The organism is Streptomyces sp. NPDC051561, from assembly GCF_044454195.1.
In the GTDB taxonomy this organism is placed as follows: Bacteria; Actinomycetota; Actinomycetes; order Streptomycetales; family Streptomycetaceae; genus Streptomyces.
The window spans coordinates 299,227-321,944 of sequence record NZ_JBITDM010000006.1 but is presented as its reverse complement, the minus strand read 5'-3'; the positions used below and the strand labels follow the sequence as shown (position 1 = coordinate 321,944).

Sequence of the window (22,718 nt, the reverse complement as noted above, 5' to 3'; positions counted from 1 at the left end):
CCGAGGCCCCCGAACGTCCGGCGACGAGCGTTGTACTCAGCAACGCGTTCACCCAGGTCATCCAGTGCACTGGTGGTCTCGGCCAGGTCGCCGTCCTCCGGGGTAGCACTCTCGATCGTCACGGATTCGATGTACAGAACCCCGTCCGATCCGTGCTCCGCCATGAGAGCCGCGAGCCTTGCCCGCGCGGCACTGCTCATTGGCCGACCTCACGGGCACGGCGTTTCGGGGGAGTCCCTTGGTTAGACACTTCCACTCCTCTCCGTAGCGATACCACTACCAGGAGCGCCAGAGTGACTTACCGTTAGGAACTTCTCAACCTGTCAGATCGGCACGAAAGGTTGGTGGGCGGCCACTTGAACCGTAAAGATCTTGATCCGGAAAGTTCCCCTCAGGCAGCCTTCGGGGCGCGTCTACGCCGGTCACGTGAAGAACTGGGCTGGAAGCAGGAGGACTTAGCGGAGCGTATGGGGTATTCCAGTACGCATATTTCCTCCGTAGAGACCGGCCGGAAGCTTCCAACCTTGCGCTTCGCGCGAAGCGCTGACACAGCCATGGGTACGAGCGACACGTTCGAGCGTGCCTATCGGAAGGTGCGGCACCTAGGGCTGTTGGAAGGCTTCCCCGAGTTCGTTGACGTCGAGGGCAGCGCGGCAGAGATCCGGCTGTACGAAGTGGGTGTGATTCCCGGGTTGTTACAGACGCCTGAGTACGCAACGGTTCTTGCTGACAGCGCCGTGAGACGCAAGGCGATCACCTCTGACCAGGCACGCGAGCGTGTCACGCTCGTAGCCGAGCGACAGGCAGCACTAGCCCGGGAACCCTCACCGCTGGTGCTTGCGGTGCTAGACGAGAGCTGCATCCGGCGACCCATCGGGCAAGGGGACGTTATGCGCGCCCAGTTGGAACGGCTGCTTGCGTTCGCGGAACTGCCTAACACGGTGTTCCAAGTCGCCCCGTTTCAGATGGGCGAACGACGGCCGTTCAACCTGCCCGTGACAGTGCTGACGTTGCCTGACCGGTCCCTCATGTCCTACGCCGAATCTGCGCAACGGGGTCACCTTGAACGGGAAAGCGCGTTCGTACTGCCCTTGCTCGCGGCCTACCATCAGCTACAGGCCGAAGCGCTCTCTCAAGCGGAATCCGTGGCCATGATCAACCAGGTACGAAAGGGCACCTTGTGACGACTGAAACCCTCCGTTGGTTCAAGTCCTCGTACAGCGACAACGGCGGCCAGTGCATCGAGGTCGCCACCAACCTTGCCGACGTGCGCGGCGTTGTCCCCGTCCGTGATTCCAAGTCGCCAAGCGGTCCGGTTTTGAACCCTTCCGCAGGCGCGTTCTCGGCGTTCGTGGCAGGCATTAAGACGGGCACGCTCGGGCTCATCTGATGTGTACGCCCATAGGCGTTCACGCACCGAGACCCCGCCGCCCCTACGTACAGGGGTAGCGGGGTCTTTTGTCGTCCTGGTGCCGGAGGGCCACGCGCAACAGGGCCCCACCATCCGGCGACCTTGGCCGACGCCGAGCCAGAGAAGCCGCCTGCCGCCCCGAGAGGGACTGCGGGGCCTCAGACCCACTGCACCTCACACACGACGCTGGCAGCCTGTCTCGGCGCTGGCAGAGGCGTTCCAACCGGTGGCACAGGTGGCTGCCGTCGTTCACCGACCCCCAGAGCGGCCAGAACCGCCGAGAGGTCACCTTCGGATTCGGCCAAAGTCTCGGCTATACGTTGTAACGCCTCGCTCACCCTCAGCCCCCGTTGCCGCTGGTGGGGGCTGTTTTGTTCACACTGAGAGGCAGCAACTTCTTACCTGTCTCGCTCAGTTGTGGCCATGTGTCGAACTGCGGGCAGACCCCGCAGTCGAAGCACGGCGTCCAGCGGCAGTCCTCGACCTCGGTCTCGTCGAGCGAGTCCTGCCAGTCCTCCCAGAGCCAGTCCTTGTCGAGGCCGGAGTCGAGGTGGTCCCAGGGGAGGACTTCCTCGTAGGTGCGCTCGCGGGTGGTGTACCAGTCGACGTCGATGCCGTACGCGGGGAGCGCCTTCTCGGCGGCCTGCATCCAGCGGTCGTAGGAGAAGTACTCGCGCCAGCCGTCGAACCGGCCGCCGCCCTCGTAGACGGCGCGGATGACGTCGCCGGTACGGCGGTCGCCGCGGGAGAGGAGTCCCTCGACGATGCCGGGCTTGCCGTCGTGGTAGCGGAAGCCGATGGAGCGGCCGTACTTCTTGTCGCCGCGGATCTTGTCGCGGAGCTTGGTGAGGCGCGCGTCGGTCTCTTCGGCGGAGAGCTGCGGGGCCCACTGGAAGGGGGTGTGCGGCTTGGGGACGAAGCCGCCGATGGAGACGGTGCAGCGGATGTCGTTCTGCCCGGAGACCTTGCGGCCCTCGGCGATGACGTTGACGGCCATGTCGCCGATCTGCAGGACGTCCTCGTCGGTCTCGGTGGGCAGGCCGCACATGAAGTACAGCTTGACCTGGCGCCAGCCGTTCCCGTAGGCGGTGGAGACGGTGCGGATGAGGTCTTCCTCGGACACCATCTTGTTGATGACCTTGCGCATGCGCTCACTGCCGCCCTCGGGGGCGAAGGTGAGGCCGGAGCGGCGGCCGTTGCGGGTGAGCTCGTTGGCGAGGTCCACGTTGAAGGCGTCGACGCGGGTGGAGGGGAGGGACAGGCCGATCTTGTCCTCCTCGTACCGGTCGGCGAGGCCCTTGGCGATGTCCGCGATCTCCGTGTGGTCGGCGGAGGAGAGGGAAAGCAGACCGACTTCCTCGAAACCGGTGGCCTTCAGGCCCTTTTCGACCATGTCGCCGATGCCGGTGATGCTTCGCTCCCGCACGGGGCGCGTGATCATGCCGGCCTGGCAGAAACGGCAGCCGCGGGTGCAGCCGCGGAAGATCTCCACGGACATGCGCTCGTGGACGGTTTCGGCGAGGGGGACGAGCGGCTGCTTGGGGTAGGGCCACTCGTCGAGGTCCATGACGGTGTGCTTGGACACGCGCCACGGGACGCCGGACCTGTTGGGAACGACGCGGGCGATGCGGCCGTCCGGAAGGTATTCGACGTCGTAGAAGCCGGGAACGTAGATGTTTCCGGTCTTGGCGAGGCGCATGAGGACTTCCTCACGGCCGCCGGGGCGGCCTTCCGCCTTCCAGGTCCGGATGATCGCCGTCATGTCGAGGACGGCCTGTTCGCCGTCGCCGAGGACCGCGCAGTCGATGAACTCGGCGATCGGCTCCGGGTTGAAGGCCGCGTGGCCGCCGGCCAGGACGATCGGGTCGTCCAGGGTGCGGTTGCGGGACTCCAGCGGGATGCCGGCCAGGTCGAGCGCGGTGAGCATGTTGGTGTAGCCGAGCTCGGTGGAGAAGGACAGTCCGAAGACGTCGAAGTACTTCACCGGGCGGTGGGCGTCGACCGTGAACTGCGGCACCTGGTGCTCGCGCATCAGCGCTTCCAGGTCCGGCCACACGCTGTAGGTGCGCTCGGCGAGGACGCCCGCCTGCTCGTTGAGCACTTCGTAGAGGATCATGACGCCCTGGTTGGGCAGCCCGACCTCGTAGGCGTCCGGGTACATGAGCGCCCAGCGGACGTCGCACTCGTCCCACGGCTTGACGGTGGAGTTCAGCTCACCGCCGACGTACTGGATGGGCTTCTGCACATGCGGCAGGAGGGCTTCCAGGCGGGGGAAGACCGACTCAACAGGCATCGGGGTGTCTCTCATGAGCGGGCAGGGGGACCCTCAAGCCTAACTTGGGTTGCGGGGGTTCATGTGCAGGGGCGGTGGGGGTGCCCCCCCTGGGGTGCCTTTCAGGTGTCCCCCCAGGGGGTGCTCCGGGAGTCTCCGGGTCCGGGGGTGCGAGGTTTCCGGCGGCCTTTGGGGGCTTCGGGTCTCCTACAGCCCCAGCCACCCCACCGCCTTCTTTCCGCCGGCCCTCCCCCACACCTTCGGCAGCTCCCGTTCCCGGTCGGCGGCCGCGGCTTCCTCCCTGCCGTACAGCAGGCCCCAGACGAAGGCGGTCTCGCCTGCCGCGTGGGACTGGATGGCGAGGTTCCGCAGCTCGCCGCGGGCGACCACGCTGTCCTGGTGGTCGCCGAGGACTCCCTGGACGGCCTTGACGCGCTTGCGGAGGCGGTTGGCGGGTTTACCGAGGACCGGTCGGGAGGACTCGGCGGCGTAACGCAGTCGTTTCGCCGCTTTGCGGGCCTCGTGCATGGCGAGGTCGCGGTCGGTGCCGTGCGGCAGGGAGAGGGCGTGTTCGGTACGGGTGGCCAGGCGGCCGTAGTCCTTGACGAGGACGGCGGGGAAGACCTCCGCCGCGTCCTTGCGGGCCGCCTTGCGCAGCGGCGGGTCGGCGAGCAGGGCGTCGAGGGAGAGCAGGAGGTCCAGGTAGCGGCGTGAGTTCAGGGCGGCCAGGCTCCTGCGGCGGGCGCTGCTGCGGCGGGCCACCGACCAGATCCGCAGCCGGCCCCGGACCGGGCCGAGGAGGAGGGTGCGTGGGAGGGCGGCGAGGTGTGCCTGGAGGCGGGCGGCGAGGACCTCCTGGTCGCGGTCGGCTCCCAGCTCCCCGGCCAGCCACTTGAGTTCCTCGGCGACGGGGTCGGTGACGGTGCGGTCGAGGACGGTGCGGTACGTCTTGAAGGCGCTGCGCATCCGCCGGGTGGCGACCCGCATCTGGTGCACGGAGTCGGGGAGGTCGCGGCGTACGGCGGGGTCGTAGGCGTGCAGGGCCTCCGCCTGTTCGTGCAGGTAGGCGAGGACCCGGGCGCCTGCCGATTCGCCGGTGGGTGCCGCGATCCGGGCGGGGCCGCCGCCGGTCTCCTCCAGTGCGCGGGACAGTTTGGAGGCGGACGAGGACGGACGGACGCCTGCCTTCCTCAGTCGTTTCTCGACCGCGTCCAGGATGGCCGGGTCGCCCTCGTCGGCGACCTCGACCTCGATCTCGGTCCAGGAGACGGCGGTCAGGGTGCCTCCGCCCTTACGGGTGTCCGCGGCCTCACCGGTCTCCGCGGCCTCTCCCGTGCCCGCGCCCTGACCGGCGCCCGCGCCCTCTCCCGTGCCCGCGCCCTGACCGGCGCCCACGCCCTCTCCCGTGCCCACGCCCTGACCGGCGCCCACGCCCTCTCCCGTGCCCGCGCCCTGACTGGTGCCCGCGCCGAACCGTTCCGCGTGCACCTCGTCCACGCTGACCTCGGCGAGCGACTCCCCCGCCGCGTCCAGGAGTTGCTGGACCCTGCGGGAGGACTTGAGGCGGACGACGGGGATGAGTGGCGCGCCCCGGGTGCGGGAGCGCACCAGTGCGGCCAGGGAGCGGGGGACGTCGGTGCCGAGGGGGGCGCGGATCTCGTCGCGTACGTCCGGGGCGACGGGGAGTTTGAGGTGCCAGCCGGCGTCCGGGCCGCCAGTGCGGCGGCGCAGGGTGATCGCGTGGGCGGCGAGCGCCAGGTCGGCCGTGTCGTAGTAGAGGGCGTCGAGTGCGTGGACGCCCTCGTCCCGGACGGACGAAACCCCGGCCGCCTTGGTGAAGTCGGGCAGCCGGGGTGGTGCGCCGGGGGTTGTCGTAGTGGCTTCGTACTTTCGCTCGATCTCGCGCTTGGTGTCCGCCATGACATGAATCTAGACGCGATACGCACCGTCAAACAGGTCCGCGACAACGGGTCCACGACAACACGTGCGCGTCGTGTCGGGGCGGCGGCCCGCTATGCGGTTATGGGCCGCTGCACCCGGATCGACTGGAGCAGTCCGATGGCCACCCACACCGCGAACATCGACGATCCGCCGTAGCTGACGAACGGCAGCGGCAGCCCCGCGACCGGCATGATGCCGAGCGTCATGCCGATGTTCTCGAAGGCCTGGAAGGCGAACCAGGCGATGATGCCGGCGGCGACGATCGTGCCGTACAGCTCGGTCGTCTCGCGGGCGATCCGGCAGGCCCGCCACAGGACGACGCCGAGCAGGACGAGGATCAGTCCGGCGCCCAGGAAGCCGAGTTCCTCACCGGCGACGGTGAAGACGAAGTCGGTCTGCTGCTCGGGGACGAACTGTCCGGTCGTCTGGGAGCCCTTGAAGAGGCCGGTGCCGGTGAGGCCGCCGGAGCCGATCGCGATGCGGGCCTGGTTGGTGTTGTAGCCGACGCCGGCCGGGTCGAGGTTGGGGTTGGCGAAGGCGGCGAAGCGGTTGATCTGGTACTCGTCGAGCAGTCCGAGGACGGCGACCAGGACCGCGCCCAGGACGCCCGCCCCGATGAGTCCCAGGACCCAGCGGTTGGAGGCTCCTGAGGCCAGCAGCACGCCGAGGATGATGACGGCGATGACCATGACCGAGCCGAGGTCCGGCATCAGCATGATGATCGCGATCGGCACGACCGCGAGGCCCAGCGACTTGAGGACCGTGCGGTGGTCGGGGTGCTGCTGGTCGCCCGCGTCGACGCGGGCGGCGAGCAGCATCGCCATCCCCAGAATGATGGTGATCTTGGTGAATTCGGAGGGCTGGAGCGAGAAGCCGCCGCCGATCACGATCCAGGCGTGGGCTCCGTTGACGGTCGCGCCGAGCGGGGTGAGCACGGCGAGGACCAGCACGACGGAGAGTCCGTAGAGGACCGGGACGGCGCCGCGCAGGGTGCGGTGGCCGAGCCAGATGGTGGCGACCATCAGGGCGAAGCCGATGCCGGTGTTCATCAGGTGGCGGAAGAGGAAGTAGTACGGGTCGCCGTGGTTGAGGGTGTCGCGGCCACGGGTCGCCGACCACACCAGGAGCGATCCGATGCCGGACAGGGCGATCGCGGAGAGCAGGAGCGGCCAGTCGAGTCTGCGGACGAGGGAGTCGCGGGCGGTCAGTTTGGCGAACGCGCCGCGCTCGGGGGCGTACCTCTTGACGGAGAAGCCGTGACTGCTGTTTGCCATGTCAGTCCCCCACCGGCTGGTTGGTTCCGGTGCCGGCGTTGGTGCCGCGGGTGCCGCCGTTGCCCCGGTTGGGGGTGGTGGCGGGCGGGCCGGCGAGCGCGTCGGCGCCCTCGGCGTCCTTGGGCTCGGGGACGTACGGCTTGATGGGCGGGGCGTCGATGGAGCCGTCCGTCTCGATCTTCGGCAGGCCCTGCTGCGGCTGCGGGAGCAGGGCCTTCTTCGGGTCGAACTTGCCGGCCGCGTCGAGTCCGTAGAGCGCGTTGTAGATCTTGCGCACGGCGGGTCCCGAGGCACCGGAGCCGGTGCCGCCCTGCGCGATGGTCATGACGATGGAGTAGTCCTTGGTGTACGTGGCGAACCACGAGGTGGTCTGCTTGCCGTAGACCTCGGCCGTACCCGTCTTGGCGTGCATCGGGATCTTGTCCTGGGGCCAGCCCTGGAACCTCCAGGCGGCGGTGCCCCGGGTGGCGACTCCCGCGAGGGCTTCGTCTATCAGTTTGTGGGTGGCCTGGTTCATCGGGAGCTTGCCGCTGACCTCCGGCTTGAGCTCGTCGACCTTCTTGCCGTCGGCGCTGACGATGGCCTTGCCGACGGAGGGGGCGTGCAGGGTGCCGCCGTTGGCGATGGCCGCGTAGACGGACGCCATCTGGATGGGGGTGACGAGGGTGTCGCCCTGGCCGATGGAGTAGTTGACGGAGTCACCGGCGCGCATCTGGTTGCCGTCGATGCAGTTCTCGAAGGCGATCTTCTCGACGAAACTGCCGTCCTTCTTGCCCTGCTTGCACCAGGCGTCCTTGTTGGCCGCCCAGAAGCGCTGCTTCCACTGGCGGTCGGGGACGCGGCCGGCGACCTCGTTGGGGAGGTCGATGCCGGTTTCCTTGCCGAGGCCGAACTGGTGGGCCGTCTTGTAGAACCAGTCCTTGGCGCCCTTCTTGGGCTTGGTGCCGCCGTCGCGCTGCCACTGCTGGTGGGCGAGTGCGTAGTAGACGGTGTCGCAGGAGACTTCGAGTGCGCCGCCGAGGCTGATGTTGCCGTGGCCCTTGGACTCGTAGTTGGTGAAGGTCTGGCCGCCGATGGAGTACGAGCTGGGGCAGGGGTAGCTGCCGTTGAAGTCGTAGCCCGCGTTGACCGCGGCGGTCGTCGGGATCACCTTGAAGATGGAGCCGGGGGCGGCCTGGGCCTGGATGCCGCGGTTCAGCAGCGGGAAGTTGGAGTCTTTCCCGGTGAGCTTGGCGTAGTCCTTGCCGGAGATGCCGCCGACCCAGGCGTTGGGGTCGTACGTCGGGTTGGACGCCATCGCGACGACCCGGCCGGTCTTGGACTCCAGGACGACGACGGCGCCCGCGTCGGCCTTGTAGTTGGTGTTGGTGTTCTTGTCGAACGCCTTGCGGGCTTCCTTCATCGCGTCGAGCAGTTCGTACTCGGCGACGGCCTGGACGCGGGCGTCGATGCTGGTGATGACGTTGGAACCGGGTTTGGCCTTGTCGGCCTTGGCCAGCCCGATGACGCGACCGAGGTTGTCGACCTCGTAGCGGGTCACTCCGGCGTTGCCGCGCAGGTACTTGTCGTACGTCCGCTCAAGGCCCGAGCGGCCTACCTGATCCGAGCGCAGATACGGCGAGGAGGAGTGCTTGGCCTTTTCGATCTCGGCGTCGGTGACGGGCGAGAGGTAGCCGAGGACCTGGGCGGTGTTCGCCTTACCGGGGGCGACGTAGCGGCGTACGGCGGTGGGTTCGGCGGTGATGCCGGGGAAGTCCTCGGCGCGTTCCAGGATTTGCAGCGCCTGCTGCTGGTTGGCCTTGTTGGTGACCGGGATCGGCTGGTACGGCGAGCCGTTCCAGCAGGGTTGAGGGGTTTTGGCGTCGCACAGGCGCACCTTGTCCATGACGTCCTTGGGCGTCATGTCCAGGACGTCGGCGAGCCGGGTGAGGACGGCTTTGCCGTCGTCCTTCATCTTCATCAGCTCGGTGCGGGACGCGGAGACGACGAGTTTGGACTGGTTGTCGGCGAGCGGTACCCCGCGGGCGTCGAGGATGGAGCCGCGGACCGCGGGCTGGACGACCTGCTGGACGTGGTTGTTCTTCGCCTCGTTGATGTACTCCTCGCCGTTGCGGATCTGGAGGTACCAGAGGCGTCCGCCGAGGGTGAGCAGCAGGGAGAAGACCAGGACCTGGATGACGATGAGCCGGATCTGGACCCGGGGGGTGCGGCCGGTCTCGGGAATGTTGCTCAACGCGAGCCCCCACGGGTGGTCGGTCGGGGGCGGGTGGGGTGCGTGGTCACAGGCGCTTCACTCCCTTGATGCGTCCGGCGCGCGAGGCGCGGTTGCGGGCGGAGCGCAGCCGCAGTCCGCCCTTCTGCTGGCCGATCCTCAGTCCCGTGCCGGAGGAGAGCCAGCCGGCCGAGACATCGGCGCCGGAGGACGAGGAGGATTCGGAGAGCGGGTCGTTCTCGGCGCGTCTGGCGAGCGCCATGATGCCGGGGACGACGAACGGGGCGAGCAGCAGGTCGTAGAGGGCCGCGGTGAACAGGAGTCCGCCGAGGCCCACATGGCGGGCGGCGGTGTCTCCGACGAGGGAGCCCACCCCGGCGTACAGCAGGGTGGATCCGACGGCCGCCGCGACGACGACCAGCATCGGCGCGGTGGCGGAGCGCAGGCGTCCGTTCTCGGGCTTGGCGAGTCCGGCGAGGTAGCCGATGACGCAGAGGACGAGGGCGTAGCGGCCCGCGGCGTGGTCGGCGGGCGGGGCGAGGTCGGCGAGGAGGCCCGCGCCGAAGCCGATGAGGGCGCCGCTGACGTGTCCGTAGACGAAGGCCAGGCCGAGGACGACGAGGAGGGTCAGGTCGGGTACGGCGCCGGGGAGTTGGAGTCTGGCGAGGATGGTGACCTGGATGACCAGGGCGACCACCACGAGGGTGGCGGAGAGCAGAATCCGGTTGAAGCGCATCAGGTTCAGCTCCTACTGGCCGTCGGCGTCGGGGTTGCCGTTGTTGGCGCCGCCGTCGGTGTTTGCGTTGCCGTTTGCGTTGCCATTGCCGTTCGCGTTGCCGTTCGCGTTCGCGTTTCCGGTGCCGTCGCCGTTCTCGTTCGGCGGCTTCGGGGTGACCGTGACGGTGACCGTCGGGGCGGGCTTGGGCTTGTTCGGCAGGACGGTGTCGCGGGGGTTGGTGCGCGGCGGCTGGACGACGACGCCGACGATGTCGAGCTTGGTGAAGCCGACGTACGGGCGGACGTAGACGGTACGGGTCAGGTCGCCGCCGGACGGGTCGACCCGTACGACTTCACCGACCGGCACGCCGGGTACGAAGGGCTTGGCGGCGCGGGAGCCGAAGGTGACCAGGCGGTCGCCGGGCTTGACCTTGGCCTTGCCGTTGAGGAACTTCACGCTGAGCGGCTGGTCGCCCTGGCCGGTGGCGAAGCCGAGTTCGTCGGTCTTCTCCATCCGGGTGCCGACCGTGAAGTCGGGGTCGTTGGCGAGCAGCACGGTGGCGGTGTGGGGGCCGACGGTGGTGATCCGGCCGACGAGTCCTTCCGCGTTGAGGACGGTCATGTCGCGCTGGATGCCGTCGTTGCTGCCGACGTCGATGGTGACGGTCCAGGAGAAGCCCTGGGCTGCTCCTATCGCGATGACTTCGGCGCCCTTGATGCCGTACTGGCCCGCGCCGGCCTTCTTCAGCATGCCGTCGAGTGCGCGGACCCGGCTCTGGTTGCGGTCGTCGCTGCCCAGGCGCTGCTTGAGTTCCTGGTTCTCCCGCTCAAGTGCTTTCAGCTGGTCGTGGGACTCCCCCGACCTGCGTACGGCGCCAATGGCGTTGCCGATCGGGTCGACCGCGGTGGCCACCCCCTTTTCCACGGGTCCGAAGACCGTGGCGGCGGCCTGGCGGGCGCCGTCGACCGGAGAGTCCTCGCCGCCGCGAATATCGACCGTGATCAGCGCGAACGCTACGGCGACCAGCAGCACCAGGAGCAGCCGGCTCTCTCGTGTGTCCCTCACGTGACGCGGCCGTGCCTTCCTCGTCGGAATAAATATGTGCGTGTATATCAACGATCCGCCGCACGGGATGGCAGTCCCGTACGGCGGATTTATCTGCGACTGCTATCTGCGGGGCTGGGCGTCCAGCACCTGCTGGAGCGCCTCGAACTCCTCGACGCATTTGCCGGATCCGAGTGCCACGGAGTCCAGCGGGTCCTCGGCGATGTGGATCGGCATGCCGGTCTCGCGGCGCAGCCGCTCGTCCAGGCCGCGCAGCAGGGCGCCGCCGCCGGTGAGCACGATGCCCCGGTCCATGACGTCGCCGGAGAGTTCCGGCGGGCACTTGTCGAGGGTGGTCTTCACCGCGTCGACGATCGCGTTGACCGGCTCCTCGATGGCCTTGCGGACCTCGGCGGCCGAGATGACGACCGTCTTGGGCAGTCCGGAGACGAGGTCGCGGCCGCGGATCTCGGTGTGCTCGTCCTTGTCCAGGTCGTACGCCGAACCGATGGTGATCTTGATCTGCTCGGCGGTGCGCTCACCGAGGAGGAGGCTGTACTCCTTCTTGATGTGCTGGATGATCGCGTTGTCCAGCTCGTCGCCCGCGACGCGGATCGACTGTGCCGTGACGATTCCTCCGAGTGAGATGACGGCGACCTCGGTGGTGCCGCCGCCGATGTCCACGACCATGTTGCCGGTGGCCTCGTGGACGGGCAGGCCGGAACCGATGGCCGCGGCCATGGGCTCCTCGATGATGTGCACCTGACGGGCACCGGCCTGCGTGGACGCCTCGATGACGGCGCGGCGCTCGACTCCCGTGATGCCGGAGGGCACACAGACGACGACCCGCGGGCGGGCCAGGTAGCGGCGCTTGTGGATCTTCAGGATGAAGTAGCGGAGCATCCGCTCGGTGATCTCGAAGTCGGCGATCACGCCGTCCTTCAGGGGCCGTACGGCAACGATGTTGCCCGGCGTACGGCCGATCATCTTCTTCGCCTCGGCACCTACGGCGAGGATTCCGCCGGTGTTGGTGTTGATGGCGACGACGGAGGGTTCGTTGAGCACGATGCCCTTGCCCCTGACGTACACCAGCGTGTTGGCGGTCCCTAGGTCGACAGCCATATCACGGCCGATGAACGACATTGGTTCCCTCTTCTTCCCCATGAGGATGCGTCGGGCCTTCCCGAGTGGAGCGTGTGATGGCTTTGGGTCGGTAGGCGAAGTGGGTGGTGCGCCGAAGGCTACGGGCGCGGTGACTTCCATCGTAGTGCCGCATGTGCGGTCACCGCGCGAGGGTCCTTCGCCATTGTGAGCGGAACGAGTACCTGTCCCACTCATGGTGACGTTGTGTTGGAGGGATGCGTTCCCTGCATCGTGATGCATATACCGAAGGGCGACCGAATTACTTCGGTCGCCCCAGGCCATGAGCGCTGTTCGGCTGACGTTGCGTCAGGAATCGTATGCGCCCCTCGTGTGGCGTCCGGGTCAGACGAGACCCGGGAAGAACAGCTTCAGCTCGCGCTCGGCGGACTCCTCGGAGTCCGAGGCGTGGATCAGGTTCTCGCGGACGATGGTGCCGAAGTCGCCGCGAATGGACCCGGGTGCCGCGGCAATCGGGTCGGTGGGACCGGCCAACTGGCGTACACCCTCGATGGCGCGCTCGCCCTCGACGACCAGCGCGACGATCGGGCCGGACGACATGAAGGTGACGAGCGGCTCGTAGAAGGGCTTGCCCTTGTGCTCGCCGTAGTGCGCCTCAAGGGTGTCGCCGTCGAGGCTGCGCAGTTCCAGCGCGGTGATCGTCCAGTTGGCCTTGCGCTCGATGCGGCCGATGACCTCGCCGATGAGGCCACGGCGAACGGTGTCGGGCTTGAGCAGGACGAGGGTGCGCTGGGTCACGGTGCGGGCTCCTTGCGGGTGTGCGGGTTGCGGTGCCCGCAGATTACAGGGCCGAACGGGTGGACCGACTGCGGGCCCTGGGCCACCGGCCGCCCGGGGAGGTCGCAGAGATCAGGGAGAACGGGGAGGCCTGCGAGAACGGACGACTACGCGCCCGCCGCCTCGGCAGCCTCCGCCTGCGCCGCCCAGCGTGCCTTCGCCTCGTCGATCTTGCGGCCGTAGTGAATGGACGCCCACCACAGGCCGCCGAAGACCGCCCCGAGGAAGAACATCAGCGGAACCCAGAAGCCGCTCACGATCAGACCGGCCTGGAGGGCCCAACCGAGCTGGAGGCCGCCGGGGCGGGTGATCATTCCGCACAGGAGCACCGACACCAGCATTCCGATGCCGCACACGGTCCAGACGGTGGCCATCGACAAATCGTCGGACTTCATCGCCACCAGACCCGCGAATCCGATCACAAAGAATTCACCGATCAGCGTGGATGCACAGAGCGTACGCACGAGTTCCTCAGCCCCTTCCCAGCAGCAGCCGGGCCTCTCCGACCGTGATCACCGATCCGGTGACCAGTACGCCGCCGCCGGAGAACTCGCCCTCCTCCTCGGCCAGCGTGATCGCCTCCTCGATGGCGTCGTCGAGCCGCGGCTCGACCTGGACGCGGTCCTCGCCGAAGACCTCCACGGCGAGCGCGGCCAGTTCGTCGACGTCCATCGAGCGCGGGGTGGAGTTCTTCGTCACCACGATCTCGGCGAAGATCGGCTCGAAGACTTCCAGGAGGCCCCGTACGTCCTTGTCGGCGCTCGCGCCGACGACCCCGATGAGCCGGCTGAAGCTGAACGCCTCGCCGACCGCCTCGGCCGCCGCCCGTGCGCCCGCCGGGTTGTGCGCGGCGTCCAGGACGACGGTCGGGCTGCGCCGTACGACCTCCATCCGGCCGGGAGAGGTGACGGACGCGAACGCCTTGCGGATGGTGGTGATGTCCAGGGTGCGGGCGTGGTCGGCGCCGATGCCGAAGAAGGCTTCGACGGCGGCGAGGGCGACGGCCGCGTTGTGGGCCTGGTGGGCGCCGTGCAGGGGGAGGAAGATCTCCTCGTACTCGCCGCCGAGTCCGCGCAGCGTGACCAGTTGTCCGCCGACCGCGACCTCGCGGCCGACCACGCCGAACTCCATGCCCTCGCGGGCGACCGTCGCGTCCACCGAGACGGCCTTCTTCAGCATGACCTGCGCCGCGTCGACCGGCTGCTGGGCGAGGATCACGGTCGCGTCCTGCTTGATGATCCCGGACTTCTCGCCCGCGATCTCGCCCGGCGTGGAGCCCAGCCGGTCGGTGTGGTCGAGGGAGATCGGGGTGACGACGGCGACGGCCGCGTCGATGACGTTGGTGGCGTCCCAGGTGCCGCCCATGCCGACCTCGACGACGGCCACATCCACCGGTGCGTCGGCGAAGGCCGCGTACGCCATGCCGGTCAGCACCTCGAAGAAGGAGAGGCGGTACTCCTGCGCGGCGTCGACCATCTCGACGTACGGCTTGATGTCCTCGTACGTCTCGACGAAGCGCTCGGCGCTGATCGGCAGCCCGTCCAGGCTGATCCGCTCGGTGATCGACTGGACGTGCGGGCTGGTGTAGCGGCCGGTGCGCAGCTCGAAGGCGCCGAAGAGGGCCTCGATCATGCGGGCGGTGCTGGTCTTGCCGTTGGTGCCGGTGATGTGGATCGAGGGGTACGCCTTCTGCGGCTCGCCCAGGACGTCCATCAGGGCGGCGATCCTGGTCACCGAGGGTTCGAGCTTGGTCTCGCCCCAGCGGCCCGCGAGCTCGGTCTCGACCGCGCGCAGCGCCTTGTCCACCTCCGGGTCGGCGGGGCGGGTGGGCACCTCGTCACCGGCGGGGGCTCCGCCGTGGGTGCGCAGGGTGCGGCTGCCCGCCTCGATGACGGCGAGGTCGGGGTCGCGCTGGGTCTCGGCCGCCACGATCTCTTCGAAGGCGTGGTCGTCGGGCTCGTCGGCGTGCTGGGGGAGGTCACTCACCCCGCCAGTCTACGGAGGGGCTACGACAACGTCCGACAGGACCTTCGGCACACCACCACCGGGACCTTTTATCCCTTCCATACCGAACGGGTGTGTGACCCTGGTAGATCACGATTCGGGAGGATATCGAGTGAGCGACGAGACCAGGCAGGCCCCTGCACGCATCCGCGGTGGCCGCGAAAGCCGCGACATAGGCATCGACCTGGGGACGGCGAACACCCTGGTGTACATGCGGGGGCACGGCATCGTCCTCAACGAGCCGTCCGTGGTGGCCGTGAAGGCCGGCTCCACCACCGCGCTGGCCGTCGGCACCGAGGCCAAGGAGACGATCGGCCGCACCCCCGGATCCATCACCGCGATCCGCCCCCTCAAGGACGGCGTGATCAGCGACTACGAGGCCGCCGAGGAGATGATCCGGCACTTCGTCCGCAAGGCGGTGCCCGGCCGCCGCCCCCGTACCCGCATGGTCGTGTGCGTGCCGAGCGGGGTGACCCCCGTGGAGCGGCGGGCCATCGTGCACGCCGCCGACCGGGCCGGTGCCCGCGCCGTACACCTCATCGAGGAGCCCATGGCGGCGGCGATCGGCGCCGGTCTGCCGGTGTCCTCCGCGCGCGGTTCGATGGTGGTGGACATCGGCGGCGGCACGACGGAGGTCGCGGTGATCTCGCTGGGTGGCATCGTGACCGCCCGGTCGTTGCGGGTCGGCGGGGACCGGATGGACGCCGCGATCACCGACTACGTACGCAAGGAGCACCAGTTGCTCATCGGTGAGCGGACCGCCGAGCACATCAAGATCGCGATCGGTTCGGCGTGGCCGGTGCCCGCGCTTCCCGAGCTGGAGGAGAGGACCTTCACGGTGCGGGGCAGGCAGAAGGTCGCCGGGCTGCCGAAGACCCTCGAACTGTCGGTGGCCGAGGTGCGCTCCGCGCTGGACGAGCCCATCGAGTCGATCATCGCGGCGGTGCGCTCCACTCTGGAGGAGTGCCCACCGGAGCTGTCCGGCGACATCATGGAGCACGGCATCGTGCTGACCGGCGGCGGTGCGCTGCTGCCCGGTCTGGAGCTGCGGCTGTCGGCGGCGACCGGTATTCCGGTGTTCGTCGCGGACGAGCCGCTGGACTGTGTGGCGCTGGGTTCCGGCAAGTGCGTCGAGGGCTTCGACAACCTGCAGAAGCTGCTCGCGGCGAGCTGAGTTCCTGCGGGCGGACGCTCAGACCCCGGCGGGGAGTACCGCGATCACCCGGTACTTCCCGTCGTGGTGTCCCGCCTCCAGGGTGCCGCCCATGGACAGCATCCGCTCCCCCATCGAGAAGGTGCCGGTGCCCGCGGACACCGGCTGCTTGTCGGGGACCGAGCTGGGCAGGTCGTTGCAGACCTCGATGCGCAGATGTACGTCGTCCAGCGCGATCCGCACGCGCACCGCCTCACCCGGGGCGTGCTTGACCGCGTTGGTCAGGCACTCCTGGACGACCCGGTAGACGGCCGCCTGCCGCAGCGGGGACAGTTCGGCGGCCCGGCCGTCGATCTCGAACCCCACCGGGCTGCCCGCCCGTTCCCCTTCGACGGCCAGCTCGGCGAGCGCGGCGATGCCGGGGGTGGCGTGCCGTTCCTGGGCGCGCTGGACGATGATCTCGTTGAGGATGCGGTGGGCCTTGCGGGCGGTGTCGGAGAGTTCGTCGAAGTCCTTCTGGTGGACCTCGCCCCGTGCCCGTACCGCCAGCACCTCGGCCCTCACGGCCAGCAGGGTCAGTTCCCGGCCGACGAAGTCGTGCACGTCGCGGGCGACCGAGGCACGTTCCTGCTGGACCGCCTGGAGGGCGGCCGTCCGGCTCTGCTGCACCTCCAGCGCCCGTACGAGATCCTGCCGGTAGGCGGCCACGCCGACACCGGCGGCGAGCACGCCCACCGGCACCACGAAGCTCAGGAAGTCGACCAGGCCGCCGGTCGCCAGCCAGCCGGGCAGCTCGAAGAATCCGAAGACCACGACCCCGTACCCGAGCGTCGCCAGGATCGCCGGGACGCGGCCCCGGTAGCGGCCCACCGCGTACAGCGCGAACTGGATCAGGGTCAGTTCGTGCAGCCAGCCGAGCAGCAGCAGGGCCACCGCGTACGGGATCCAGGGTGCCCGGCTGCGCAGCAGCAGCGTGGCGGCGCCGGCCGCGAGCACGGCGACGGCGGCGGGGCCGTTGAGCGAGTTGTCGTCGGCCGCGAGTCCCGGTACGTCCAGGCACATCAGCACGAAGCAGACCAGCGGGGCCCCCAGGGCGGCCACGCGGGGCGGCAGCGGGTGACCTCCGAGCACCCTGCGGCCCGCGACCAACGCCCGGCGGAGCGTCGAGGGGTCAGGGGTGGCGTGCATACGTTCCATCATCCAAGGGCGTCGGACCTGTCTCGACCTGACCTGGGGCACTTTATGGGTGACTTAGGCCACTTCGCACCGTCTCGCGAAGTGGGTAGCTTTTGAGCAGTTCAGGTCCCTATGGATCACTTATATGCAGATCTCGGGCCGGCAAACGAGGTGCGGGCGAGAGGACGACGCGGTGGGAACGCGAAGGCCCCCGCACCACGGTCCGTGGTGCGGAGGCCTTTCGTCACGCTCGGGGCCGGTGCCTAGCCCTTCGGCAGGGAGTCGATCTGCGCGGAGATCCGGGCGATGTCGGACTCCGCCTTGGTCAGGCGGCCGCGGATCTTGTCCACGACGTTGTCCGGCGCCTTGGCCAGGAACGCCTCGTTGCCGAGCTTCGCGTTGGCCTGGACGACCTCCTTCTTGGCGGCCTCCAGGTCCTTGGTCAGACGCTTGCGCTCGGCCTCGACGTCGATGGTGCCGGACAGGTCCAGCTCGACCTTGGCGCCCGCGACCGGCAGCGACGCGGTGGCGTGGAAGCCGTCCTCGGCGGGCTGCAGGCGGAGCAGCTGGCGGATGGCCGCCTCGTGCGGGGCGAGGGCGGTACCGGTCAGGTCGAGCCGGGCCGGGACCTTCTGGCCCGGCTGGAGGCCCTGGTCGGAGCGGAAGCGGCGGACCTCGGTGACGACCTGCTGGACGAGCTCGATCTCCTGCTCGGCGCCCTTGTCGTGGAAACCGCCCGGCGTGTCGGCCCCGGGGAGAGTCACAGCCTTGGGCCAGTCGGCGACGACGAGGGATTCTCCGCCGGTGAGGGTCGTCCAGAGCGTCTCGGTGACGAACGGGACGATCGGGTGCAGGAGGCGCAGGGTGACGTCCAGGACCTCGCCCAGGACCCGGGCGGAGACCTTCGCCTGCTCGCCCTCCGCGAAGAACGTCGTCTTGGACAGCTCGACGTACCAGTCGAAGACCTCGTCCCACGCGAAGTGGAAGAGGGCGTCGGACAGCTTGGCGAACTGGTAGTCGTCGTAGAGCGCGTCGACCTGCGCGACGACGGTGTTGAGGCGGGAGAGGATCCAGCGGTCGGTGGCCGTCATCTGCTCGGCGGCCGGGAGTTCGCCCTCGACGGTCGCGCCGTTCATCAGCGCGAAACGGGTCGCGTTCCAGATCTTGTTGGCGAAGTTGCGGGAGCCCTGGACCCAGTCCTCGCCGATCGGGACGTCGACGCCGGGGTTCGCACCGCGGGCCAGGGTGAAGCGGACGGCGTCGGAGCCGTACTTGTCCATCCAGTCCAGCGGGTTGACGACGTTGCCCTTGGACTTCGACATCTTCTTGCCGCTCTCGTCGCGGACCATGCCGTGGAAGGCGATGGTGCGGAACGGAACGTCGCCCATGGCGTACAGGCCGAACATCATCATCCGGGCGACCCAGAAGAACATCAGGTCGTAGCCGGTGACCAGGACGGAGTTCGGATAGAACTTCTCCAGCGACTCGGTCTGCTCCGGCCAGCCCATGGTCGAGAACGGCCACAGACCGGAGGAGAACCAGGTGTCGAGGACGTCGGTGTCCTGGTGCCAGCCCTCGCCGGTGGGCGCCTCGTCGTTCGGGCCGACGCAGACCATCTCGCCGTTGGGGCCGTGCCAGACGGGGATGCGGTGGCCCCACCACAGCTGGCGCGAGATGCACCAGTCGTTGAGGTTGTCGACCCAGTCGAAGTAGCGCGGGGTCAGCTCGGCGGGGTGGATGTTGACCCGGCCGTCGCGGACGGCGTCGCCGGCGGCCTTGGCGAGCGTCTCGACCTTGACCCACCACTGCATCGAAAGACGCGGCTCCAGCGTCGTCTTGCAACGCGAGCAGTGACCGACGGAGTGGACGTACGGGCGCTTCTCGGCGACGATCCGGCCGTCCGCGCGCAGGGCTGCGACGATCGCGGAACGGGCCTCGAAGCGGTCCAGGCCCTGGAAGGGGCCGGGGGTGAGGATGATGCCGCGCTCGTCGAGGACCTGGATGGTCTCCAGGTCGTGGCGCTGGCCGATGGCGAAGTCGTTCGGGTCGTGCGCCGGGGTCACCTTGACGGCGCCGGTGCCGAACTCCGGGTCGACGTGGGTGTCGGCGACGACGGGGATGGTGCGGTTGGTCAGCGGCAGCTTGATCTGCTTGCCGATGAGCCGGGCGTAGCGCTCGTCGTCGGGGTGGACGGCGACGGCGGTGTCGCCGAGCATCGTCTCGGCGCGGGTGGTGGCGACGACGATGGTGTCGTCCCCCTCGCCGTACTTCATGGAGACGAGTTCGCCGTCGTCGTCCTGGTAGTCGACCTCGATGTCGGAGATGGCCGTCAGACAGCGCGGGCACCAGTTGATGATGCGCTCGGCGCGGTAGATCAGGCCGTCGTCGTACATCCTCTTGAAGATGGTCTGGACGGAGACCGACAGGCCCTCGTCCATGGTGAAGCGCTCGCGGTCCCAGGCGACGCCGTCGCCGAGGCGGCGCATCTGGCCGGAGATCTGGCCGCCGGATTCTTCCTTCCACTGCCAGACGCGCTCGACGAACGCCTCACGGCCGAGGTCGTGGCGGGACTTGCCGTCCTTGGCGAGTTCGCGCTCGACGACGTTCTGGGTGGCGATGCCGGCGTGGTCCATGCCCGGCTGCCAGAGCGTCTCGAAGCCCTGCATGCGCTTGCGGCGGGTGAGGGCGTCGATCAGCGTGTGCTCGAAGGCGTGGCCCAGGTGCAGGCTGCCGGTGACGTTCGGCGGGGGGATGACGACGGTGTACGCGGGCTTGTCGCTCTTCGCGTCGGCCGTGAAGTAACCGCGTTCTACCCAGCGCTCGTACAGCGGCCCCTCTACGGCGGCCGGCGTGTAGGTCGTCGGCAATGCGTCGGTGGCTGCGGGCTGCGGAGTCTGAGAGTTCTCGGTCACGCGGCCAGTTTACGGGCCCCGCGGCACCACTTCGAAACGCGTTTCTTTGGTAACAGTGCAGCCCCCGGGCGCCTTCCCGCCGCAGGCGTCCGACAGGATGTTCGCGACGCATAAGCATCTGGAGGGGGAACCCGGCACATGAGCTACAACCAGCCCGGCCCGTACGGCGGCCAGCAGCCGCAGCAGCCGAACCCGTACGGCGGCCAGCCCGCCCCCTACGGCCAGCAGCCGCCGCAGGGCCAGCCCGGTTACGGCTACCCCCAGCAGGCCCCGCCGGCCCAGCCGCAGTACGGCTACCCGCAACAGCCCCAGCAGCCCGCCTACGGCCAGCAGCCGCCGTACGGCCAGCCGCAGCAGCCCCAGTACGGCCAGCAGCCGGGCTACCCGGGCGGCCAGCAGCCTTACCCGGGCGGCGGCGAGCCCCCGAAAAAGAAGAAGACCGGCCTGATCGTGGGCCTCGCGGTGGTGGTCGTCGCGGCGGCGGGCGCGGGGGCGTACTTCCTCATCGGCGGCGGTTCGGACGACGGCCCGCACAAGCTCGCGCTTCCTGAGACCGTGGGTGAGTACAAGAAGCAGCCCACCCAGGGCGACGCAGGCAAGAACTCGCTGACGCAGAAGGACAACCAGCAGCTCGCTGCGATGGGTATCACCAACGCCAAGTCCGAGGCCGGCAGCTACTCCACCGGGACGGACGCGAAGACGTCCAAGTCCGTCAGCCTCAGTGGCATCTACGGCGAGATCAAGGACCCCAAGGTCACCATCGACGCCATGTTCGCGGAGCAGGAGAAGAGCGCGCAGAAGTCGTCCGAGAGCGGACTCAAGGTCGAATTCGACGGCCCTGCGCAGGAGATGTCACCGGACGGCTTCGACAACGGCATCATGCGCTGCCGCTACACCAAGGTGTCCATGCCCAGCCTGCCCGGCTCCCCGGCCAAGTCCGTGAAGACGCCCTTCTGCATCTGGGTCGACCACAGCACCCTGGGTTACGTCGCCGCGAACGACCCGGCTCTCGTGATGCAGCAGAAGAGCTACTCGCTGGAGGAAGCGGCGGCCCTCGCCAGCCAGTTCCGTACGGCTTCGCGCGTGCCGGTCAAGTAACCGGCGGCAGTACGGGAGGGGGGGGGGGGGGGGGGGGGGGGGGGGGGGCCGCGCGCGGGGGGCGGCGGGGGCGGGCGGGGGGGGCGGCGGGGGGGGGGGGGGGGGGGGGGGGGGGGCCCCCCCCCCGCCCCCCCCCCCCCCCCCCCCTCCCGTACGACGTGCGGCTGCGCCGAGCAGCTACGCCGACTTCTCGTGCCGCCCGCCCTCGCTCTTGCCGATGATCCGCGGCTCGCGCGGCACCAGCGTCGGGTTCACGTTGGAGTGGACGACCTCCTCGGTGATGACCACGCGGGCGACGTCCTTGCGCGACGGGACCTCGTACATCACCGACTGGAGGACCTCCTCCATGATGGCCCGCAGACCACGCGCGCCCGTGCCGCGCAGGATCGCCTGGTCGGCGATGGCTTCGAGGGCCGGGAGGTCGAAGTCCAGCTCAACGCCGTCGAGTTCGAACAGCTTCTGGTACTGCTTCACCAGTGCGTTGCGCGGCTCGACGAGGATCTTCAGGAGCGCTTCGCGGTCCAGGTTGTGCACCGAGGTGATCACCGGGAGGCGGCCGATGAACTCCGGGATCATCCCGAACTTCACCAGGTCCTCCGGCATGATCTCGGAGAACTGGTCGCTCGCCTGGATCTCCCGCTTGGAGCGGATCGTCGCGCCGAAGCCGATGCCCTTGGCACCCGCCCGCGACTCGATGATCTTCTCCAGACCGGAGAACGCGCCGCCCACGATGAACAGCACATTCGTGGTGTCGATCTGGATGAACTCCTGGTGCGGGTGCTTGCGCCCGCCCTGCGGCGGAACGGAGGCCGTGGTGCCTTCCAGGATCTTCAGCAGTGCCTGCTGGACGCCCTCGCCCGACACATCGCGCGTGATCGACGGGTTTTCGCTCTTACGAGCCACCTTGTCGATCTCGTCGATGTAGATGATGCCGGTCTCGGCCTTCTTGACGTCGTAGTCCGCCGCCTGAATCAGCTTCAGCAGGATGTTCTCGACGTCCTCGCCGACGTAACCGGCCTCGGTGAGGGCGGTCGCGTCCGCGATGGCGAACGGCACGTTCAGCATCCGGGCCAGGGTCTGCGCGAGCAGGGTCTTGCCGGAGCCGGTCGGGCCGAGCAGCAGGATGTTGGACTTGGCGAGCTCGATCGCGTCCTCGCGGGAGGCCCCGCCGCCGTTCTCGCCGGCCTGGACGCGCTTGTAGTGGTTGTAGACCGCCACCGAGAGAGCCTTCTTCGCGGGCTCCTGCCCGACGACGTACCCCTCAAGGAACTCGTAGATCTCACGAGGCTTGGGGAGTTCCTCCCAGCGGACCTCGCTGGTCTCGGCGAGCTCCTCCTCGATGATCTCGTTGCAGAGATCGATGCACTCGTCGCAGATGTACACACCGGGACCTGCGATGAGCTTCTTCACCTGCTTCTGGCTCTTTCCGCAGAACGAGCACTTGAGCAGGTCTCCGCCGTCACCGATGCGTGCCACGAGGTGAATCCCCTTCGCCTGGGAGCCGCCGGGTGCAGCGACTCCTGGTGCCTCAATCTTCGACGGTACCTTGCCTGACCCCCCGTTCG

The 22,718-nt window shown here is 68.7% G+C and carries 17 protein-coding genes; 4 read left to right on the top strand and 13 right to left on the bottom strand.

What is annotated here, in order from left to right:
• Positions 1 to 356 precede the first annotated feature (356 nt).
• Entirely contained in the window at positions 357 to 1,184 is an 828-nt protein-coding gene (locus tag ACIA73_RS17305; protein WP_399439355.1) for a Scr1 family TA system antitoxin-like transcriptional regulator, read from the top strand.
• Positions 1,181 to 1,390 carry a DUF397 domain-containing protein gene (locus tag ACIA73_RS17300; protein ID WP_399439354.1) on the top strand — a complete coding sequence of 70 codons (210 nt, stop codon included), beginning with the start codon at positions 1,181 to 1,183 and terminating at the stop codon, positions 1,388 to 1,390. The genes ACIA73_RS17305 and ACIA73_RS17300 overlap by 4 nt, the downstream gene beginning before the upstream one ends.
• 361 nt (positions 1,391 to 1,751) lie before the next feature.
• On the opposite strand, the gene ACIA73_RS17295 is transcribed toward ACIA73_RS17300, so the two are convergent.
• The 10 genes from ACIA73_RS17295 to ACIA73_RS17250 form a co-directional block, all read right to left on the bottom strand.
• On the bottom strand, positions 1,752 to 3,704 hold the full coding sequence (locus tag ACIA73_RS17295) for a TIGR03960 family B12-binding radical SAM protein (RefSeq protein ID WP_399439353.1): 1,953 nt from the start codon (positions 3,702 to 3,704) through the stop codon (positions 1,752 to 1,754).
• A gap of 186 nt (positions 3,705 to 3,890) precedes the next feature.
• A complete protein-coding gene (locus ACIA73_RS17290; RefSeq protein WP_399439352.1) occupies positions 3,891 to 5,603 on the bottom strand; it encodes a CHAD domain-containing protein in 1,713 nt (570 codons plus the stop codon).
• Between the two features lie 92 nt (positions 5,604 to 5,695).
• Entirely contained in the window at positions 5,696 to 6,898 is a 1,203-nt protein-coding gene (rodA, locus tag ACIA73_RS17285) for a rod shape-determining protein RodA (protein WP_399439351.1), read from the bottom strand.
• 1 nt (position 6,899) lies between these two features.
• Positions 6,900 to 9,131 carry a penicillin-binding protein 2 gene (mrdA, locus tag ACIA73_RS17280; protein WP_399439350.1) on the bottom strand — a complete coding sequence of 744 codons (2,232 nt, stop codon included), beginning with the start codon at positions 9,129 to 9,131 and terminating at the stop codon, positions 6,900 to 6,902.
• A gap of 46 nt (positions 9,132 to 9,177) precedes the next feature.
• The gene (gene mreD / locus ACIA73_RS17275; protein WP_399439349.1) at positions 9,178 to 9,846 is read right to left on the bottom strand and encodes a rod shape-determining protein MreD; all 669 of its coding nucleotides are present in this window, start codon (positions 9,844 to 9,846) and stop codon (positions 9,178 to 9,180) included.
• Positions 9,847 to 9,858: 12 nt separating this feature from the next.
• Positions 9,859 to 10,893, bottom strand: a complete 1,035-nt coding sequence (gene mreC / locus ACIA73_RS17270; protein ID WP_399439348.1) for a rod shape-determining protein MreC — start codon at positions 10,891 to 10,893, stop codon at positions 9,859 to 9,861.
• Between the two features lie 102 nt (positions 10,894 to 10,995).
• Positions 10,996 to 12,015 (bottom strand): rod shape-determining protein, encoded by a 1,020-nt coding sequence (locus ACIA73_RS17265; protein ID WP_189824232.1) that lies wholly within the window; start codon positions 12,013 to 12,015, stop codon positions 10,996 to 10,998.
• A gap of 342 nt (positions 12,016 to 12,357) precedes the next feature.
• Positions 12,358 to 12,771, bottom strand: a complete 414-nt coding sequence (gene ndk, locus ACIA73_RS17260; protein WP_399439347.1) for a nucleoside-diphosphate kinase — start codon at positions 12,769 to 12,771, stop codon at positions 12,358 to 12,360.
• 146 nt (positions 12,772 to 12,917) lie between these two features.
• Positions 12,918 to 13,274, bottom strand: a complete 357-nt coding sequence (locus tag ACIA73_RS17255; RefSeq protein ID WP_399439346.1) for a DUF4233 domain-containing protein — start codon at positions 13,272 to 13,274, stop codon at positions 12,918 to 12,920.
• 7 nt (positions 13,275 to 13,281) lie between these two features.
• Positions 13,282 to 14,796 carry a bifunctional folylpolyglutamate synthase/dihydrofolate synthase gene (locus tag ACIA73_RS17250; RefSeq protein ID WP_399439345.1) on the bottom strand — a complete coding sequence of 505 codons (1,515 nt, stop codon included), beginning with the start codon at positions 14,794 to 14,796 and terminating at the stop codon, positions 13,282 to 13,284.
• Positions 14,797 to 14,926: 130 nt separating this feature from the next.
• On the opposite strand from ACIA73_RS17250, the gene ACIA73_RS17245 reads away from it, so the two are divergent.
• Positions 14,927 to 15,988 carry a rod shape-determining protein gene (locus tag ACIA73_RS17245; RefSeq protein ID WP_399439344.1) on the top strand — a complete coding sequence of 354 codons (1,062 nt, stop codon included), beginning with the start codon at positions 14,927 to 14,929 and terminating at the stop codon, positions 15,986 to 15,988.
• An 18-nt stretch (positions 15,989 to 16,006) separates the two neighbouring features.
• Here ACIA73_RS17245 and ACIA73_RS17240 read toward each other — a convergent pair whose 3' ends face one another.
• Complete coding sequence (locus tag ACIA73_RS17240) at positions 16,007 to 17,155, bottom strand: sensor histidine kinase (RefSeq protein WP_399439343.1); 1,149 nt, start codon at positions 17,153 to 17,155, stop codon at positions 16,007 to 16,009.
• Between the two features lie 251 nt (positions 17,156 to 17,406).
• Positions 17,407 to 20,055: a valine--tRNA ligase gene (locus tag ACIA73_RS17235; RefSeq protein WP_399439342.1), complete on the bottom strand. Its 2,649-nt coding sequence runs from the start codon at positions 20,053 to 20,055 to the stop codon at positions 17,407 to 17,409.
• A 138-nt stretch (positions 20,056 to 20,193) separates the two neighbouring features.
• On the opposite strand from ACIA73_RS17235, the gene ACIA73_RS17230 reads away from it, so the two are divergent.
• Positions 20,194 to 21,153 carry a hypothetical protein gene (locus ACIA73_RS17230; RefSeq protein WP_399439341.1) on the top strand — a complete coding sequence of 320 codons (960 nt, stop codon included), beginning with the start codon at positions 20,194 to 20,196 and terminating at the stop codon, positions 21,151 to 21,153.
• Positions 21,154 to 21,330: 177 nt separating this feature from the next.
• Here ACIA73_RS17230 and clpX read toward each other — a convergent pair whose 3' ends face one another.
• Positions 21,331 to 22,629 (bottom strand): ATP-dependent Clp protease ATP-binding subunit ClpX, encoded by a 1,299-nt coding sequence (gene clpX, locus ACIA73_RS17225; protein ID WP_399439340.1) that lies wholly within the window; start codon positions 22,627 to 22,629, stop codon positions 21,331 to 21,333.
• Positions 22,630 to 22,718: the final 89 nt, after the last annotated feature.